We start from the raw sequence: 17,077 nt of genomic DNA, 5'->3' as shown, positions 1-17,077 counted from the left end.
GAAAAAGATAAGAAGAAGAGAATTTATACGATTCCTTTCTTCTTATCTTTTTTGTTAAGGAAATTATGTAATTTTTTATAACGAATAGAATGTCTTAGTTTTCTAAGAACAATCTTTGTTGATTCAATTTCCAGATAGAATATTTAATTGAATTTACCAAGGTATCCGCCATTTTCATTACGAGACTTAGTCTGGTATTTTGTAATACCATGTATTCCATATATCCAGATAGATTTACAATACCAGTGATGTTGATATCTCCTACAGGTGGTAGGGTTTTGTTGACGCCTGCACCGGGCTTTAAAGGACCGTTTCCTACGGAAATAAAGCCAATTCGATCGATCTTTCCTAAACAAGCATCAATAGCTAAAACGAAAGGATGATCTAGGGTATTGTATATAAAGTCGATCTTCTCCTGTAAGTTTTTTGCATGAACGGGATGATCTAAAGTACCATATACATAAAACCCGGCATACCTTTCAATTGAACTTGTGAGTTTATGACCAATAATGGGACCTAAAGAATCTCCAGTGGAGCGATCTGTTCCAATGCAAAGAATAACAAAGTCTTTAAATGGAGGCTTATAGTACAGATCAATATATTTAGAGAGCATAATACTAAAATCTACGGATGCCATGGGCGAATCAATATTCAAAGAATCATATTTTTGCAAATTGGATAATAACATAGAATTCCTCCTTCAACTAATAAGAGATATGCCCAACAATAGAAGAGCAGTAACTACCATTAGCTTTTCCTAAATAGACTTTCTAATACAGAAAATATAAGAATATTGCTTCCAATTTTTTAAATATGCAGAGAAAGAAGGCTTAAAAGAGAAAAAAGTCATGGAGGATTTTTATAAAATATATGGAATATTATAAGTATATAAGAGTAGATTTGTAGATATGTTTCATGTGAAACAAAAAATTTATGAGGAGATTTTCAATGCAGAATAAAAGAAGAATATTGATGATTGCAATAGTCCTATTGGGGATAATAGCGGTGGCAAATCCTAGAACCATCGAGTACTTAAAAGGAAAAATCTTTGGTACAGAGAAAGGAACAATATCTTTAATCAACGAAATAGAAACGACCCATAGCAGTCAAATTATTTATGAAAAGCTAGATAATGGACTGCTACAATATTGGGAAGGAATCTTGATTTACTACAATTACAAAGGGGAACAGCTATGGAGTGCAAATCTGAGCATCCATCGGCCAACCATTAAGACAAGCGCCGATAGTATATTTGTCGTAGACGAAGCTAAGAATCAGGTAATTCGAATTAATAAAAAAGGTGAAATGATATATAAAAACACCTTAGCAAGGCCCTACAGCAATATCAATGTATGCGACAACAATTATGCTGTCATTTATCACAATGTAGAAGGACCAATACAGTACATCACCATATTGGATGAAAACGGAAGTAAAAGTAGTGAGATTACTTTATCGGAAGGAATGGTAACGGGCTTAGCGATATCGAAATCAAATGATAAAGTCGCCATCAGTACCATTGGTACCAATGGAGAACGCTTGGAAAATAATCTATCGATCTATGATTTAAAAGGAAACTTGCTCGGCATAGAAAACTTTAAAAACAATATTATAATTCATGTCTTTTTTAATAAGAATGGAGATTTGTTAGTCTTTGATGAAAGCAATATATTTAGCATGGATAAAAACAATAAGATCAAATGGGAAACTGAGTTTAAAGGGAAACTATCCCATGTCAGTAAAAGCAACACAGACTATATGACCTTTTATACAGAGGATCACAATAAAAACAGCATTATCTACTCCAATGGTGGAAATAAAATTAAAACCATAGATTATAGCGGAAAATCCATGGGAGAGTTGAAGGTAAAGGATGAGATTCTAGGCATCGATAATTTTAAAAATGATATCATTGCATATTCCCTAAGAACCGTGTTTAGAGTAGGAAAAGAAGGAAATATCATACTGGAATATCCCTATCCCAGCGATATCTTAAAGAGCTATGGATTATCGGAAGAAATATTTGTGGTAATAACAAAAGAGAAGGTTTCTTTTTTACAGTTCAGAAAAAAATAGATTTTGAAATATTTAGGATTGACATTGTAAGGAGTTATCTATAAGGTAATACTAGTAAAAGAAAGAGAAATGAAGGTGAAACAATGTCCTACAAAGCATTATACAGACGATTTCGACCAAAGGTTTTTGAAGACGTAATTGGTCAAGATCAAGTCATCACAATTTTAAAAAACCAAATAAGTTCTTCTAATATTGCCCATGCCTACCTTTTTACTGGTACGAGAGGAACGGGTAAAACGTCGACAGCTAAAATATTTGCTAGGGCAGTGAACTGTCTGAGTGCTGAAGATGCTAATCCCTGTAACCAATGTGAAGTATGTGAGGGAATCCTAACTGAAAATATAATGGATGTTATTGAAATCGATGCTGCTTCTAACAATGGCGTAGATAATGTGCGAGAAATTAGAGAAAATGTGAAATATCCGCCATCCAAAGGCAAGTATAAAATCTATATCATCGATGAGGTTCATATGCTGAGTACAGGAGCCTTCAATGCATTGCTGAAAACTCTAGAAGAGCCACCTAGCTATGTTATATTCATATTAGCAACCACGGAGCCGCATAAAATACCAGCAACCATATTATCTAGATGTCAAAGGTTTGATTTTAAACCAGTGAGAATCAATGATATAATGAAGAGGCTGGAATCCATCTGTGAAGATATTGGTATAAAAACTGAAGAGGAGGCCCTTCGGCTAATCGCTCTGAATTCAGATGGCGCACTTCGAGATGCTCTCAGTATTTTAGAGCAATGCATATCCTATACGGAAGATACATTAACATATACGAACGTAGTCAATATATTGGGAATGGTTAATTATGAATTTATATTTGATTTAGTGGATAAAATTGCAGCAAAGGATACCTCCAGTGTCCTGACCCTTATTAACGACATTCTTATGGAGGGGAAGGATGCAGGGATACTGATGAAGGACATTATCAGCCATTTTAGAAGCATTTTGCTGGCGAAAATGAATGTACAGCTGGATGAACTATTGACGCTACCAGAAGAGAGACAGGATAGACTTCGTCAGCAGGGCGCTTTATTTACCATCAATCAAATAACGTCCTTCATTTATAACCTTTCTGATATAGAAAGCAAGCTGAAATATTCGGCACAGCCAAAGACCTTAATAGAAATCGGTATTGTAGGTCTATGTAGCAAGGCGCTGGATGACTCCTTGGAAGGGCTCATAGAGCGGGTTCAAGACTTAGAGAGGAAATTAGCTTCTGGTAATATTAAAGTAGAGCCCCACTATAATAAGTCCCAGATCTCTACTCCACAGAATCGTAGCAGTCATAAGACTCAACCCATAGAGGAGAAGCAAGAATATAAACAGCCAGAAAGTTCTCCACCATCGGTGGATGCAAATGAAAGCACGGCAGAAGAGCCTGTTCATAGTGGAGCACCACTAAATTTCGATGCCCTTAAGGAGAGCTGGCAGCAGATTTTAGAGGAACTTCGAAAAGAGAAAAAAGCCCAGATCCAAGCTCTCTTAATGGAAGGAAATTTAGTGAAGCTGGACAAAGATGTATTGATCATCGGCTTTAAGGATGGATTTGGATTCCATCGAGAAGCCTTAGATAAAGAAAAGACAAAAGAATATATAAATGGTATAATAAAAAGACTTACAGGGCAGAATGTGAGGCTTTCCTTTGTGATGGAGGATCAGCTTTTTATTGTAAAAGAACAGGAAGAAGTCAATCCATTGGAAAAGCTCAAAGAAATATTGCCTAAGGAAATGCAAGATATACTAGAAGTCGTAGAGGATTAATAATGAATCATAATATATAAGGAGGAATTTTTTATGGCTAAAAAAGGTGGTTTCCCAGGTATGGGTGGAGTGAATATGAACAACATGATGAAACAAGTACAAAAAATGCAAAAGCAAATGGAAGAGACACAGGCGCAGCTAGAGCAAAAAGTGCTTGAAACAAGTGCTGGTGGTGGTGCTGTTAGTATTAAAATTACAGGTAAGAAGGAAATTGTAGGAATCAGTATTAAACCAGAGGTCGTAGATCCTGATGATGTAGAGATGTTAGAAGACTTAATTATGGCTGCTATGAACGAAGCCATTCGTGCGGCAGATGATATGATGTCTTCTGAAATGGGTAAAATCACAGGAAAAATGAATATGCCTGGATTATTCTAAATTTCCCGAACGAATGAAATGAGGGTAATCGATTATGAACTATTATTCGGCATCAATTAGTCAGCTAATTGAAGAGTTTACAAAGCTTCCTGGTATTGGAAGAAAGACGGCTCAGAGATTAGCCTTTCACGTTATCAATATGCCCATACAAGATGCACATAATTTAGCGGATGCAATTGTAAAGGCTAAGGAAAATATAAAATACTGCAAGGTCTGTACCAATCTTACGGACCAAGAGGTATGTAATATCTGTAGTGATGAAAGAAGAGACCCTTTATTAATCTGCGTTGTAGAGGATCCTAGAGATGTAGTGGCCATGGAAAGAACAAAGGAATTTAAAGGATATTACCATGTGCTTCACGGAGCCATCTCGCCTTTAGAAGGCATTGGCCCAGAGGATATTAAAATAAAAGAGCTTCTTGTACGTTTATCTGCTCAGTCCGCAGATGAAGTGATTATTGCCACGAATCCCAATATAGAAGGCGAAGCTACAGCTATGTATTTATCGAAGCTCCTAAAACCAATGGGAATCAAGGTTTCTAGAATCGCTCACGGTATCCCAGTCGGTGGGGACCTTGAATATGCAGATGAGGTCACATTAACCAAGGCACTGGAAGGTAGACGGGAGATTTAAATCCTGGTTGCTTCCTGTTATTAGACAAAGAAAACGACTTAAAGCAAGTAAAAAAATATATACAAGCAGGGAATTTGTAAAGCTACAATTTCCCTGTTTTTATAATGTCTTTAAAAACAAAGGTATTCTCGTAAGGGAATGTTTATAGAAGGTACCATATTTTAGGGGGGTGTAGAATTTTATGTTAGGTATCATATTCTCAATTCTGGCAGGGATTTTTGTTAGTCTTCAAAGTGTTTTTAATACCCGTGTCAGTGATAAAGTCGGCTTATTTGAAACCACAGTAATCGTACATGCAACGGGATTGATCGTTGCTATTGCAGCAATGGTTCTATGGAGTGATGGAAGCTTAAAAAGGATTGGCGAGGTAAATAAGCTTTATTTATTAGGGGGAGCATTTGGTGTCATCATAATCTACAGTGTTATGAGAGGAATATCCCTGTTGGGCGCTACTTTTTCAGTATCCATATTGCTGGTAACACAATTGATCGTCGCTACAGTGATTGATATTTATGGACTGTTCGATAGCCCGCAAATTAAATTTGACTTTACAAAACCATTGGGTATCTTAATCATGATTGCTGGTATCGTGGTATTTAAACTAAGGGGTTAGCGTGGTTTTTCTAGGGTAGGAGGAAAGCATGGAGTAAAATAGAATAGAAAGATACAATTCTGTGAAGCACAAAGGGGGCGCTTAGAATTGAGTATTAGAAGTGTAGCAAAGGCAATGATTCTTAATGAAAGTAAGGTATTGCTAAATAAGTGCTACGATGAATATAATGGCGCATATTATTCATTGCCTGGTGGAGGACAAAATACATATGAAACATTACATGAAGCAGTAATTAGAGAATGTCTTGAAGAAACAGGATATCATGTTTCTCCAAAGAAATTTGTAGCATTATTTGAAGAGATCTGTGAAGATGTTGAGGTGAGAGAGATCTACCCGGAATATGCACACAAAATATATCATATTTTTTTGTGTGAGCTGGCTCGTGATACTGTAGAAAGTCCTACAGAAATAGATACCATGCAGGTTGGTATTGAATGGGTACCCGTAGAGGATTTACATAAGATCCATCTTCTACCCAATGTATTGAATGAAAACATCATAAAATTTATTCGAGATCAAATCCCCATGTTTTTAGGTTCAGAGCATGTTCAGCATGGGCACGGTTAAGATTGATAAAAGAAGCGGTAGACTTGTTAAAATATATCCTTTGGGTAAGGGTACAATAAAAAAGACTAAGCTATTTTAAAGAGATGATCCCTGTACTGCATAGGGGTAATTTTGTTTAGTCCTCATTGATGCCTGTAATTGCTATAGTAAGTTATATACTTGTATATCTCTTGTTCCTGTTCGCTTATTCAGGAGCTAGGTGTAATGTTTATTTTATGCACACTGCTTAAATATAAAAGAAGAAGGAGATGAGTATATTTTAGTCGATGACAATTTATTAAAAGAATTAATTAGAGAGAGTTCAATCGGATTCGACTTACAATCTCCTGAGATGTTTTAATAACGATCGGTAAAATCATCTATTCTTATTCGATTGATAAATTTAGTTGAAGATGATATAATACTCTTAAATAATTGAAAGGAGAGTTGAAAAATGGGTATAGCTTCAATAAGAATTCGTAATTTAGTTGTTAGATAAATACAACTAAATAGATTGAATATAAGGTAATTTGTCTAAATTCTAGGCTCTATTTGTTGTACCTTATATTAGTGGATTCTTGTAATGAAGACCCATACAGCTAACCTTATTTTTATATTTTATTATATTTTAATATATTCTCAGGGGAAAGTCTCTTTAATTATAGAACAATTATAATTTACAAAGAGTAATATTATTCAATATAAAACTTTAAAAACAAAAGAATATTATTTTAAATAAAAAAGCTATAGATGGATAACTTTATTCATCTATAGCTTTTTTTATTTTTATTGCTAGGGATTATTCAATACATGAATCCACATCAAATATGATGAAGGTGGTGGATTTAATGTTTCATAAAGAGAATAAGATCAAATTAAAAGACTCACAAAACTTTCTACACAGTAAAAAGTTAGTAAATGAGCTAATAAGAAAAAGTAATATAAGTAAAGACGATATAGTTATAGAAATTGGAGGGGGAAAAGGTATCATCACAGAACAACTGGTAGAAAAGTGTAAGAAATTATACGTAGTAGAATATGATTACCATATATATAAAAAACTTAGGAATAGACTTTCTAGTATAAAGAATATAGAAATAGTTTATGGAGATTTCTTGGAATTTGAACTGCCAAAAGAACATAGTTATAAGGTTTTTTCTAGTATCCCATACAATATTACTGCAGCTATTTTATCAAAGTTAACATCTTCCTATAATTCACCAGAGGATATATATATTATTCTTCAAAAAGAAGCAGCTTTAAAATATGCGGGTAATCCTTACAATAGAGAAAGTATGCGTTCTTTACTTCTTAAGCCATATTTTGATTTTAGAATAATTAGGAGTTTAGAGAGAGCAGATTTTAATCCAATTCCTAATGTTGATAGTGTATTTATGCATATAAAAAAAAGGGAAAACCTATTAATAGAGCAGGATCAAGAGAAGCTATATTATGATTTTATTGCCTATATCTTTAATCATATTGGAAAAGATATGAAAGCTAGATGTAAGGATATTTTTTCGTATAATCAAATTAAACGTTTATCTTGTAATATTGGATTTAATATTTCAGATAGCCCAACTTCTTTAAGTTATGAACAATGGTTAGGTGTGTTTCAATACTTTAGTCTAGGTGCACCCAATGAAAAGAAAAAACTAGTTGATGGTGCATATTTAAAACTTATGAAAGATCAGAAGAAAATAGATAAATTGCATAGAAGTAGAAAATAAAGAGGGGGCAGGTTATGTATGATTTTATTTCCATATTACATTTTATAGGAAGGAAATAAAGTTTTGTAATAAGTCTATAAAGTTTTTTTGAAAGCAGGAGATTCATAGATAAAATCTATGAATCTCCTGCTTTATTTTTTAGCTTCAGACCAGATACAGCTGTCTGTAATATAAGGAGTTATTCTACTGTAAAGTTTGCAGTAGTAGGTTTACCTTGCCATATATCCCCATCAGATCGGTAGTACAGCCTGGTGCTAGAGCCATCTGCTTTTGTATAGTCTATCACAAAGATCTGTCCTGTTTCTATGACCATGGGATAATTGTTATAAGGCAGCACATCGCCGGTTGTTGGTTGATCAGAAAAATCATCATAGGCATTCTCCAAACGCCAAAACTCTCTAGATGTAAAGTCTTTAAATGTTAGAGGCTGCTTTCCAAAATAGGAGGCTTCATAATCTTTTCCATGAACACGGATGGTATCCACCTTGAGAGGTTCAATTTCTTTTGCTAAATAGCTTAAATCCTCCGAATGGATGATATGGCCATAATGCTGCTTTAGTTGATTCGCCATGCAAGGAACAGTGGGCGCATTATAGGCCATCGCTTCAAGTCCAGTGTGAGCTGCACCGTAAATCCCCATAATATCCTCGTCACTGATTTTGTTAAACTCATAAATGAAGTTTTCCGTCATCATATTCTCACGATAGGCATCATCAGAATTCTTATAAAAAAGTTTACCTTGTTCAATGGATTTATTGGTAAGTAAGTATTCCTCTGAGTTTTCTAAATTACTACTTTGAAGATACTTTAAAAATCGCTGCCCAGTGGTATCATGCTGGTGTCCAACATCCGTTCCATGGAAAATCGTTTCAGGACATTGCTCTTTTATTTTTTTATAAAATTCTTTAACAACAGGAGAATATGAAGCGGTGCCAGCCCAATCTTGATAGACCTCATCGAGTATAGCGTCGTTATCAGATTGCATCCATAGGTTTAAAAATCCCGCAGTATAGTATGGAAACTCTACAAATAGATGCCTCATATTGTCCTCATGATAATAGTCGTACCACAGCTCAAACTCTTTATTCAATATTTTTTCTACGCTGTGATGCTCTCCGTACAAATAAATTTTACCTGTAGGTTGTGGTGAAGGCTCAGGTAGATTACTTTGAGTGGATATGCCGGAACAAGCAGATAATATCATCATAATCAAGAGGATACAGGCTATAAAGACATTTTTTCTTCTCATCAATCAGTCACCTCGCAAAATATAAAAATTTATGTATCTAAGACTAATGTAAATTCATGGCAACCTTATTATATCATTATAGTAAATTATTCTCAATTTTATTCTCTTAAAAGTAGTTCAGTATCTTACGATCCGACTTAGTAAATTCAGACCCTTTGACTTTATTGAGTTGTAAAGATTTTCTTTCTTCTGATATTTCTAATTTATGTACTTGAGGAATTTGAATTCCTTAGATAGAATATGAAGTAAATAATGAATTCAAAATAATTTAGGGTTTGGGGGAAAGATTATGAGAAGAAAAGATCGAGAAATGAGTGCGGAGTTTGGAATTGAAATTATAGACAAGGCCAGATATGGTGTGATGACCATGGTAGATGAAGAAAATAAGCCTTATAGTATTCCACTTTCCATTGTTAGAGATGAAAATACGTTATATTTCCATTCCGCTATGGATGGGAAAAAAGTAAAAATTTTTGAGAGAAACCCCAATGTTCATGTAGTTTTTGTTGGGGAAGTAAAGATTCCAGAAAACTATACGAAAGAGGAATTAGATGAAATAACGAAAGATGAATCAAAGGCAGTATTACTGATCAGCAGTGTTTTTACAACAGAATATGAATCTGCAGTTGTAAAAGGTAAAGTAAGTTTATTAGAAGGCGAACAAGACAAAATTAAAGCTATGAAGCTTCTATGTGAAAAGTATACACCAACAAAAATGGAATATTTTCATATGGCGATTCAATCAGGTTTAAAAAGGACCAACGTATATAAGATAGAGATAGCAGAGATCAAGACCAAGAGAAAGAAATACGATCAATATGGTAAAGAAATGAAATGGGGACGAATGGAATAATATTAACGGAAGATGAATTCAAGTTGTAGTTCCACCAAAGGAAAAAATGGGAGTTTTAACTGCTTATGAGTATCAAATAATTTTTGAAAGCGAGAAGAAATAGAGCCTGCAAGTAAAATGTTATTCGCTTTGGATAAATAAGAACCGCAAAGGGGGGAGTCTTGGTGAGAAGAAGTTTCTCAAAAGGTATGGCAATAATTATACTTGTGGTAGTAAGCTTAATTTTTTATAGTACAAGATCTCCTATGAGAAAAAATACGACCGTTGATATGATCGGAGAAAATGATGGATGGAAGGCATCTTTAAACATGAATATAGGTTACAATAGTCAGTTAGTAGTTACATTAGTAACAGAGGATTTTGAACCACCTTCTAAAATCTCCGTTGATATTTTGGCTAAGGATCAAATAGTGTATAATGATAAACTAACAATAGTAAAAGATAAATTTCCACACTTCGGTATGTATAAGGGCTCCTTTGATTCTAGTAAATATTTAGAGCGGAACTATAAGGATGTTTCCGTACTTATAAACTTTAATGATGAGATTATAACCATTCCATTGACTTCAATTAAAATTATCGAATAATTTGATTCGTTATGAGCATAGTGAACTATATTTTTGCAGTAAAGGGAGAATAAAAAGTGATAGAAAAACTAGATTTAAAGGATGTACAAACTGTGAAGTATATAATAGAATTGCAAAAGATCTCATATAAAATAGAAGCTGAAATTATAGGATTCGACGATATACCACCGCTAAAGGATACCATAGAGCGTTTACAAGGATGTGATGAAATTTTCTATGGGTATAAAATCGGGGACTCCTTAGCAGGAATCATCTCATATAAAGTTATTGAAGATGCTTTAGATATACACAGAATAGCAATACACCCCTCTTTTTTCAGAAAGGGTATCGCTAATAAAATGATAAACTTCGTAGAAGAACTTGAAAGTAATGTGAAGAAGGTCATCGTATGTACAGGAAAAGAAAACCTTCCTGCCGTTAATTTATATTTAAAAAATGGTTATAAAAAGAAAAAAGATATTCAAATTCGTTCAGATGTTTATATCACGGAGTTTGAGAAAATACGAATATAACAATTGTCAAACCCTACATTCTTGTGCAGAAAATATCGGATGCTCCTGCAAAGCTCCTGTTATCATATTGGTATGAGGAGGTCATATTGATGGATTCTATAAAAAACATGAACGAAGCTTTAAGTTATATCGAAAAGAATCTTCTCGATGAGATTGATTTAAAAGAAGTGGCTAGATTGGCCCTATGCTCAGAATATCATTTTCAAAGAATGTTTTCTTTTCTCTCGGGTGTTACACTGTCAGAATATATTCGGCGCAGGCGACTTACCCTTGCAGCTCTTGAGCTAAACAATAGCAATATAAAAGTAATTGATTTGGCAGTTAAATATGGATACAATTCTCCAGATTCTTTTACGAGAGCTTTTCAGAGCTTGCATGGTATCACCCCTTCAGAAGCAAGGAATAATGGACAACAGCTAAAAGCCTTTCCACCTATGACCTTCCAGCTATCAATTAGAGGAGGGAATGAAATGAATTATCGTATTGAAGAAAAAGAAGGATTTTCTATTGTAGGCCTTAAGAAGAGAGTGCCCATCGTTTTTGAGGGTGTTAATCCCCACATTGCTTCTATGTGGGTAGATGTCAAAGAAATTATCCACGAACTAAAAGAACTTTCAAACGTAGAGCCATTAGGAATTATTCAGGCTTCTGCAAATTTTGATGAAGGTCGAATGGAAGAAAAGGGACAGCTGGATCATTATATCGGTGTAGCTACTACTAAAGAATGTCCTAGTAATATGCATGGGCTGGAAGTATCGGCATCAACTTGGGCAGTTTTTGAATCTGTAGGGACTTTCCCTAAAACATTGCAAGAAACATGGGGACGGATTTATTCTGAATGGTTTCCTTCTTCAAATTATGAGCTAGCAGAAGGTCCTGAAATTTTGTGGAATGAAAGTAAGGATATGGATTCAGCAAATTTTAGAAGTGAAATATGGATCCCTGTTTCAAAAAAGCAGCAGGTTTAAGCTGTTGTAAAAAAGCTCAATAAAAAATCTGGGTTCAGATATAGGCGATTACCTATATGGAACCCAGATTTTTATTGTATTATAAGGATGAATTGAATCGATTATTTAGCTAATTTAGCAGCAGCTGCAATTGATTTAACGTAACCTGTAGTATCTACTAAAGTAGCACTGGTTACAGCATCCACCATTTCCTCTGCAGTTTTAGTTGCAGTAAGTGACTCAAGCTCTGCTACTGTTTTGCCAGTTGTAAATGCTTCAATTGCATTAAAGTTTGTAAGCAGATGAACAGTAGAGCCAGCCTTAGCAGCCATATTTGCACTATAAGTATTTGCATTGTCTAATTTAGAAGCTAGAACCATATTCGGATCTGCATAGTTTTTACCAAAATCTTTATCAGAGTTAGGAACACCAGTATTAGAAGCCTTTGCCATAAATTGATATTCTTCAATAGAAGCAGCTACAATTTTGTCACCATCTAAGATGGCAACAGCACTAGCAAAGCTCTTAGTTCCATGAGCAGCAAAGTCTGCTCTTCCAATTTTTAAATTGTTGATGGAAGCTGTATCTACAGGGAAAGTAGCTCTGATCGTTTCAGCCGCTTTAACCACTGCATTAATATATCCATAAGTATCTACTAAAGTAGCACCAGAAACAGCATCTACGACTTCTTGAGGAGTCTTAGCAGTAACTGCTTTAAGCTCAGCTACAGTTTTACCCTTTACAAAGTTTTCAATGGCTTTGAAGTTATCTCGTAAATGAACAGTAGAACCAGCTTTAGCAGCCATGTTTGCACTGTAAGCATCTGCATTTACAAGCTTAGAAGCTAGAACCATTTCAGGATCTGCATAGTTCTTACCGAAGTCTTTGTCAGAGTTAGGAACGCCAGTATTAGAAGCCTTTGCCATGAATTGATACTCTTCGATAGAAGTAGCAACAATCTTATCACCAGCTAATGCAACTGTAACGTTAGCAAAGCTTTTTGTACCGTGAGCAGCATAGTCTGCTCTTCCGATTTTTAAAGCTGTTTTTTCAGATACAGGAGCCTTCTTAGCTGCTTCAACAATAGCTTTAACGTAACCATAAGTATCTACTAAAGTAGCGCTGGTTACAGCATCCACCATTTGCTCTGCAGTATTGTTAGAAAGAGTTTTTTCAAGTTCAGCAACTGTTTTTCCAGTTGTAAATGTTTCGATTGCATTAAAGTTTTTAAGTAGATGAACAGTAGAACCAGCCTTAGTAGCCATGTTTGCGCTGTAAGTATCTGCATTATCTAATTTAGAAGCTAAAACCATGTTCGGATCTGCATAGTTTTTACCAAAATCTTTGTCAGAGTTAGGAACGCCAGTATTAGAAGCCTTTGCCATAAATTGATATTCTTCAATAGAAGCAGCTACAATTTTGTCACCATCTAAAACAGTAACTGTACTAGCAAAGCTCTTAGTTCCATGAGCAGCAAAGTCTGCTCTTCCCATAGTTAAATTGTTGATAGAAGTAACATCTACAGGGAAAGTAGCTCTGATTGTTTCAGCCGCTTTAACCACTGCATTAATATATCCATAAGTATCTACTAAAGTAGCGCCAGAAACAGCATCTACGACTTCTTGAGGAGTCTTAGCAGTAACTGCTTTAAGCTCGGCTACAGTTTTACCCTTCACAAAGTTTTCAATGGCTTTGAAGTTATCTCGTAAATGAACAGTAGAACCAGCTTTAGCAGCCATGTTTGCACTGTAAGCATCTGCATTTACAAGCTTAGAAGCTAGAACCATTTCAGGATCTGCATAGTTCTTACCGAAGTCTTTGTCAGAGTTAGGAACGCCAGTATTAGAAGCCTTTGCCATGAATTGATACTCTTCGATAGAAGTAGCAACAATCTTATCACCAACTAATGCAACTGTAACGTTGGCAAAGCTTTTTGTACCGTGAGCAGCATAGTCTGCTCTTCCGATTTTTAAAGCTGTTTTACCAGGAGCTAAAGTTGTAGTTGTCTCAACAGGTTTTGTAGTAGGTGCAGTTGGTGCAGTAGGTGTAGTCGGTTTTGTAGGCTCAGTTACAGTTGGAATTTGAGCTGCTTTGCCCATTAAACTTGCACGAGTAAGCGGTCCAACGAAACCATCTACTTTTAATCCATTTTTACTTTGATATTCTTTAACGGCTTTTAGAGTTAAAGGTCCAAAACTACCGTCAACTTCCAGATTAGCACCTTCATTATTGAGAAGTGTTTGCAGAAGTTTGACGTCGTTACCGATAGAGCCCTTAACAAGTAAACGATTTAACTCAGAAGTTGATGTTGTATTAGCAAAAGCTAATACGCCTGCTGGTCCACCAATCATGGCAGATAGCATAGTTACTACGACTAATGTGCAGATAACTAGTTTTTGTCTTTTCTTCACAGTAAATCCCCCTTATTTAATTTGCTATTTTAATAAATCATAGCCGTAATTTAAGATGAATCCAAAGGTTAAGTTTGTTAAATATCAAACTTAAATTATTCGACTATTATTTAATAAATATTATCATTTTTATATTACCAAGAAATTAGAAAAAAGTATAGTATTAATATTAATTTTCCTTAAGAAAATAATTACTTTTTTATAGAATCCATTCTTTTTTGGTCAGAAACCGATGAATTCAACTTCAATGCCCAAAGCTAAAGAAAATAATGGCGTTAAAAATATATCAGCATGTGCATGGTAAAAATAAATATAATTATATTTAATCACAGATCCTACCTAGGAAACCTAAGATTATGAATAGAAGAAAAATAAATTTTATAGTAAAATAGAACAATAACCGACCAAATTTTTTGATAACACAGTGAAATGAAGATAGAAGGAGGGCAGCCGATGGAGAATTTGAAGATAAAGAAACTAAATGATCAGGATACAATCCCCTATGATTTACTTCTTCTAGCAGACCCTTCAATGGAGACGATCCAGGATTATATTCATAGAGGAAGTATTTACATTGCCTCCATAGGGCATGTGATGGTTGGTATTTACGTATTAATCAGAACGAGACCCCTCACTTTAGAGCTGGTCAATATTGCTGTTAGAGAGGAGTATCAAGGTAAGGGAATCGGTAGGAGCTTAGTGCAGAGTGCAATGGATATGGCAAGAAAAGAAAAAGCAAAGGTTTTAGAAGTGGGTACTGGAAACTCTAGTATTGGTCAACTGGCTCTCTATCAGAAGTGTGGGTTTCGCATTATTGGCATCGACCGAGATTTTTTTAAAAAGCATTATAAAGAAAAAATAATAGAGAATGGAATTGAATGCATGGATATGATTCGACTTGCTGTCGATTTATAGATATAAACTATTGTTTTGACTGGTGCCACAATTTGTTACAGATGAAGGAGTTTGAAAGGGGATGCCTATGAAGGTGATTACATTGTGCGGGTCTACAAAATTTAAGGAGCAATTTGAACAAACCAATGCATTTCTCACACTGCAAGGAAATATTGTAATAAGCCTCGGTTTTTTTGAGCAGAGCGAAGGCTTTGAAATAACAGAAGAGCAAGCGGAGCTCCTTGGAAATTTACATCTTAGAAAAATTGATATTTCCGATGAAATCTTTGTTATTGATGTGAATGGCTATATTGGACATAGTACAAGGAAAGAGATTGAATATGCAAGAGAAAAAGGCAAGAAGATTCGATATTACTCCCATGGTGAAATTCCTAAAGATATATTGGAATAGCTGTTCTTTAGAAATAAGCGAAAGAGAAGGGAGGCATTCTAGATGAAGATTTATGAATTTGATGCTGAAATCAAGAAGAAAGAAGGGATGGATGCCGCATTTATCGAATTCCCTTATAATGTTGAAGCAGAATTTGGAGTAAAAGGGCAGGTGAAGGTCTCCGTAACCTTCGATGGCTATGGATATAGGGGTTCCTTAGCAAAAATGGGACACCATTGCCATCTGTTGGGAATTACAAAAAATATAAGGGATGCCATTGGAAAGCAGCCGGGAGATGTGGTTCATATTGTTTTAAAAAGGGATGATGAACCGAGGGTTGTTGATATCCCCCAGGATCTAATGGAACGGTTGGAAGAGGATAAGGAAGTCCATGAATTTTTTAATAGGCTATCCTATACCAATCAAAAATCCTATGTAAATAAGATCACAAGTGCTAAAAAAGAGGAAACAAGGGCAAAAAGGCTGGATGAAGCTATTGTCACGTTAAGGAACAAAATCAATCAATCATAATAAAACCGAAGGGATAAGGAGGATTTATATGCAAGCATCCTTTGTGACAGAGCAAGTAATTGTATTAGGAATATTAATGGCTGTGGGTTATGTAGCAACGAAGAGGGGAATCATCACAGATGCCCTATCCAATGGAATCACACACCTACTAACCAGCATTGCTTTACCGGCACTGATTTTTTCATCTTTTAATATCCGCTATTCGAAGGAAACCATAAGAGGGCTCCTATTGGCCATTCTATACTCGTTGATCATACATACCAGCATTATTTTACTTTCTAAAATAGCCTTTAGAAAATATCCTGCTGAAAAAAAACAAACCTTTCGCTTTGGAACAATTTTTCCAAACTTAGGGTTCATGGGGCTACCTTTAATATTGGAGGTGTTTGGACAAGAAGCTGCCCTCTATGCTTCTGTATTTATGATTCCATACCATACTTTGCTATGGACCTATGGAGAAGGTATATTATCAAAGGAGAAGGCGGATTCTCCATTCAAAAAAATACTAAAAACACCAGCCATCATAGCCATTCTCTTGGGTACAATTGCGCTTCTACTAAAAATACAAGTACCTTACGTCATTGAGAAACCCATTGCCATGTTGGCGTCACTGACAGGGCCCCTGCCGATGATCCTGTTGGGAGAGAAGATTACGAAGTTGAAGTTTAAAGAAATCGCTTTTGATAAAGATATCTATTACGGCTGCTTTATTAAATTGATTGTTTCGCCCATACTCACTTTAATTATATTAAGAGCACTAAGTGCACCAGCATTTCTCGTAAATATCATTGTAACGATGGAATCCCTACCGTCGGCAGTGATGATGGTCATCTTAACGCAAAGACATGGTGGCAATATAGAATTCGCATCAAAGTTTGCAGTGATATCTCATATTGTTTCCATCGCTACAATACCGCTGATCTCGCTATTGATATAACTTTTGGGAGGAA

At 35.2% G+C, this 17,077-nt stretch carries 18 protein-coding genes; 15 read left to right on the top strand and 3 right to left on the bottom strand.

All coding sequences use genetic code 11. The annotated features are described in order from the left end of the window. Nucleotides 1–94: 94 nt before the first annotated feature. On the bottom strand, nucleotides 95–688 hold the full coding sequence (gene yyaC / locus CLOS_RS15030; protein WP_012160694.1) for a spore protease YyaC: 594 nt from the start codon (nucleotides 686–688) through the stop codon (nucleotides 95–97). Nucleotides 689–948: 260 nt separating this feature from the next. On the opposite strand from yyaC, the gene CLOS_RS15025 reads away from it, so the two are divergent. The 7 genes from CLOS_RS15025 (at nucleotide 949) to erm (ending at nucleotide 7,752) form a co-directional block, all read left to right on the top strand. Beyond that, on the top strand, nucleotides 949–2,076 hold the full coding sequence (locus CLOS_RS15025; RefSeq protein ID WP_012160693.1) for a DUF5711 family protein: 1,128 nt from the start codon (nucleotides 949–951) through the stop codon (nucleotides 2,074–2,076). A gap of 83 nt (nucleotides 2,077–2,159) precedes the next feature. Next, a complete protein-coding gene (dnaX, locus tag CLOS_RS15020; protein WP_012160692.1) occupies nucleotides 2,160–3,851 on the top strand; it encodes a DNA polymerase III subunit gamma/tau in 1,692 nt (563 codons plus the stop codon). 33 nt (nucleotides 3,852–3,884) lie between these two features. Next, nucleotides 3,885–4,229: a YbaB/EbfC family nucleoid-associated protein gene (locus CLOS_RS15015; RefSeq protein ID WP_012160691.1), complete on the top strand. Its 345-nt coding sequence runs from the start codon at nucleotides 3,885–3,887 to the stop codon at nucleotides 4,227–4,229. A 34-nt stretch (nucleotides 4,230–4,263) separates the two neighbouring features. After that, the gene (recR, locus tag CLOS_RS15010) at nucleotides 4,264–4,863 is read left to right on the top strand and encodes a recombination mediator RecR (RefSeq protein WP_012160690.1); all 600 of its coding nucleotides are present in this window, start codon (nucleotides 4,264–4,266) and stop codon (nucleotides 4,861–4,863) included. Between the two features lie 181 nt (nucleotides 4,864–5,044). After that, on the top strand, nucleotides 5,045–5,476 hold the full coding sequence (locus CLOS_RS15005; protein WP_012160689.1) for a DMT family transporter: 432 nt from the start codon (nucleotides 5,045–5,047) through the stop codon (nucleotides 5,474–5,476). Between the two features lie 87 nt (nucleotides 5,477–5,563). Beyond that, nucleotides 5,564–6,043, top strand: a complete 480-nt coding sequence (locus CLOS_RS15000; protein ID WP_012160688.1) for an NUDIX domain-containing protein — start codon at nucleotides 5,564–5,566, stop codon at nucleotides 6,041–6,043. Between the two features lie 827 nt (nucleotides 6,044–6,870). Continuing rightward, nucleotides 6,871–7,752, top strand: coding sequence for a 23S ribosomal RNA methyltransferase Erm (gene erm, locus CLOS_RS14995; RefSeq protein WP_012160687.1), 882 nt, complete (start codon nucleotides 6,871–6,873; stop codon nucleotides 7,750–7,752). A gap of 178 nt (nucleotides 7,753–7,930) precedes the next feature. Here the strand turns inward: erm and CLOS_RS14990 are convergent, their stop codons facing one another. Next, nucleotides 7,931–9,001, bottom strand: coding sequence for a hypothetical protein (locus CLOS_RS14990; RefSeq protein ID WP_012160686.1), 1,071 nt, complete (start codon nucleotides 8,999–9,001; stop codon nucleotides 7,931–7,933). A 289-nt stretch (nucleotides 9,002–9,290) separates the two neighbouring features. On the opposite strand from CLOS_RS14990, the gene CLOS_RS14985 reads away from it, so the two are divergent. The 4 genes from CLOS_RS14985 to CLOS_RS14970 all read left to right on the top strand — a co-directional run bounded on the left by CLOS_RS14985 (nucleotide 9,291) and on the right by CLOS_RS14970 (nucleotide 11,921). Further along, nucleotides 9,291–9,854 (top strand): pyridoxamine 5'-phosphate oxidase family protein, encoded by a 564-nt coding sequence (locus tag CLOS_RS14985; protein WP_012160685.1) that lies wholly within the window; start codon nucleotides 9,291–9,293, stop codon nucleotides 9,852–9,854. 188 nt (nucleotides 9,855–10,042) lie between these two features. After that, nucleotides 10,043–10,441 carry a hypothetical protein gene (locus tag CLOS_RS14980; protein ID WP_198006302.1) on the top strand — a complete coding sequence of 133 codons (399 nt, stop codon included), beginning with the start codon at nucleotides 10,043–10,045 and terminating at the stop codon, nucleotides 10,439–10,441. Nucleotides 10,442–10,497: 56 nt separating this feature from the next. Then, nucleotides 10,498–10,953, top strand: coding sequence for a GNAT family N-acetyltransferase (locus CLOS_RS14975; RefSeq protein ID WP_012160683.1), 456 nt, complete (start codon nucleotides 10,498–10,500; stop codon nucleotides 10,951–10,953). An 89-nt stretch (nucleotides 10,954–11,042) separates the two neighbouring features. Next, nucleotides 11,043–11,921, top strand: a complete 879-nt coding sequence (locus CLOS_RS14970) for an AraC family transcriptional regulator (RefSeq protein ID WP_012160682.1) — start codon at nucleotides 11,043–11,045, stop codon at nucleotides 11,919–11,921. Nucleotides 11,922–12,022: 101 nt separating this feature from the next. On the opposite strand, the gene CLOS_RS15405 is transcribed toward CLOS_RS14970, so the two are convergent. Beyond that, nucleotides 12,023–14,311, bottom strand: a complete 2,289-nt coding sequence (locus CLOS_RS15405; RefSeq protein WP_012160681.1) for a peptidoglycan-binding domain-containing protein — start codon at nucleotides 14,309–14,311, stop codon at nucleotides 12,023–12,025. Between the two features lie 453 nt (nucleotides 14,312–14,764). On the opposite strand from CLOS_RS15405, the gene CLOS_RS14955 reads away from it, so the two are divergent. The 4 genes from CLOS_RS14955 (at nucleotide 14,765) to CLOS_RS14940 (ending at nucleotide 17,064) form a co-directional block, all read left to right on the top strand. Further along, complete coding sequence (locus CLOS_RS14955) at nucleotides 14,765–15,226, top strand: GNAT family N-acetyltransferase (RefSeq protein WP_012160680.1); 462 nt, start codon at nucleotides 14,765–14,767, stop codon at nucleotides 15,224–15,226. A gap of 67 nt (nucleotides 15,227–15,293) precedes the next feature. Next, a complete protein-coding gene (locus tag CLOS_RS14950; protein WP_041720053.1) occupies nucleotides 15,294–15,617 on the top strand; it encodes a hypothetical protein in 324 nt (107 codons plus the stop codon). A gap of 42 nt (nucleotides 15,618–15,659) precedes the next feature. Then, complete coding sequence (locus CLOS_RS14945; protein WP_012160678.1) at nucleotides 15,660–16,127, top strand: YdeI/OmpD-associated family protein; 468 nt, start codon at nucleotides 15,660–15,662, stop codon at nucleotides 16,125–16,127. Nucleotides 16,128–16,155: 28 nt separating this feature from the next. Then, complete coding sequence (locus CLOS_RS14940) at nucleotides 16,156–17,064, top strand: AEC family transporter (RefSeq protein WP_012160677.1); 909 nt, start codon at nucleotides 16,156–16,158, stop codon at nucleotides 17,062–17,064. Nucleotides 17,065–17,077: the final 13 nt, after the last annotated feature.

This window comes from Alkaliphilus oremlandii OhILAs (genome assembly GCF_000018325.1).
Classification (GTDB): domain Bacteria; phylum Bacillota; class Clostridia; order Peptostreptococcales; family Natronincolaceae; genus Alkaliphilus_B; species Alkaliphilus_B oremlandii.
The sequence above is the reverse complement of the archived record's forward strand: the minus strand, read 5'-3'. Positions and strand labels throughout refer to the sequence as shown.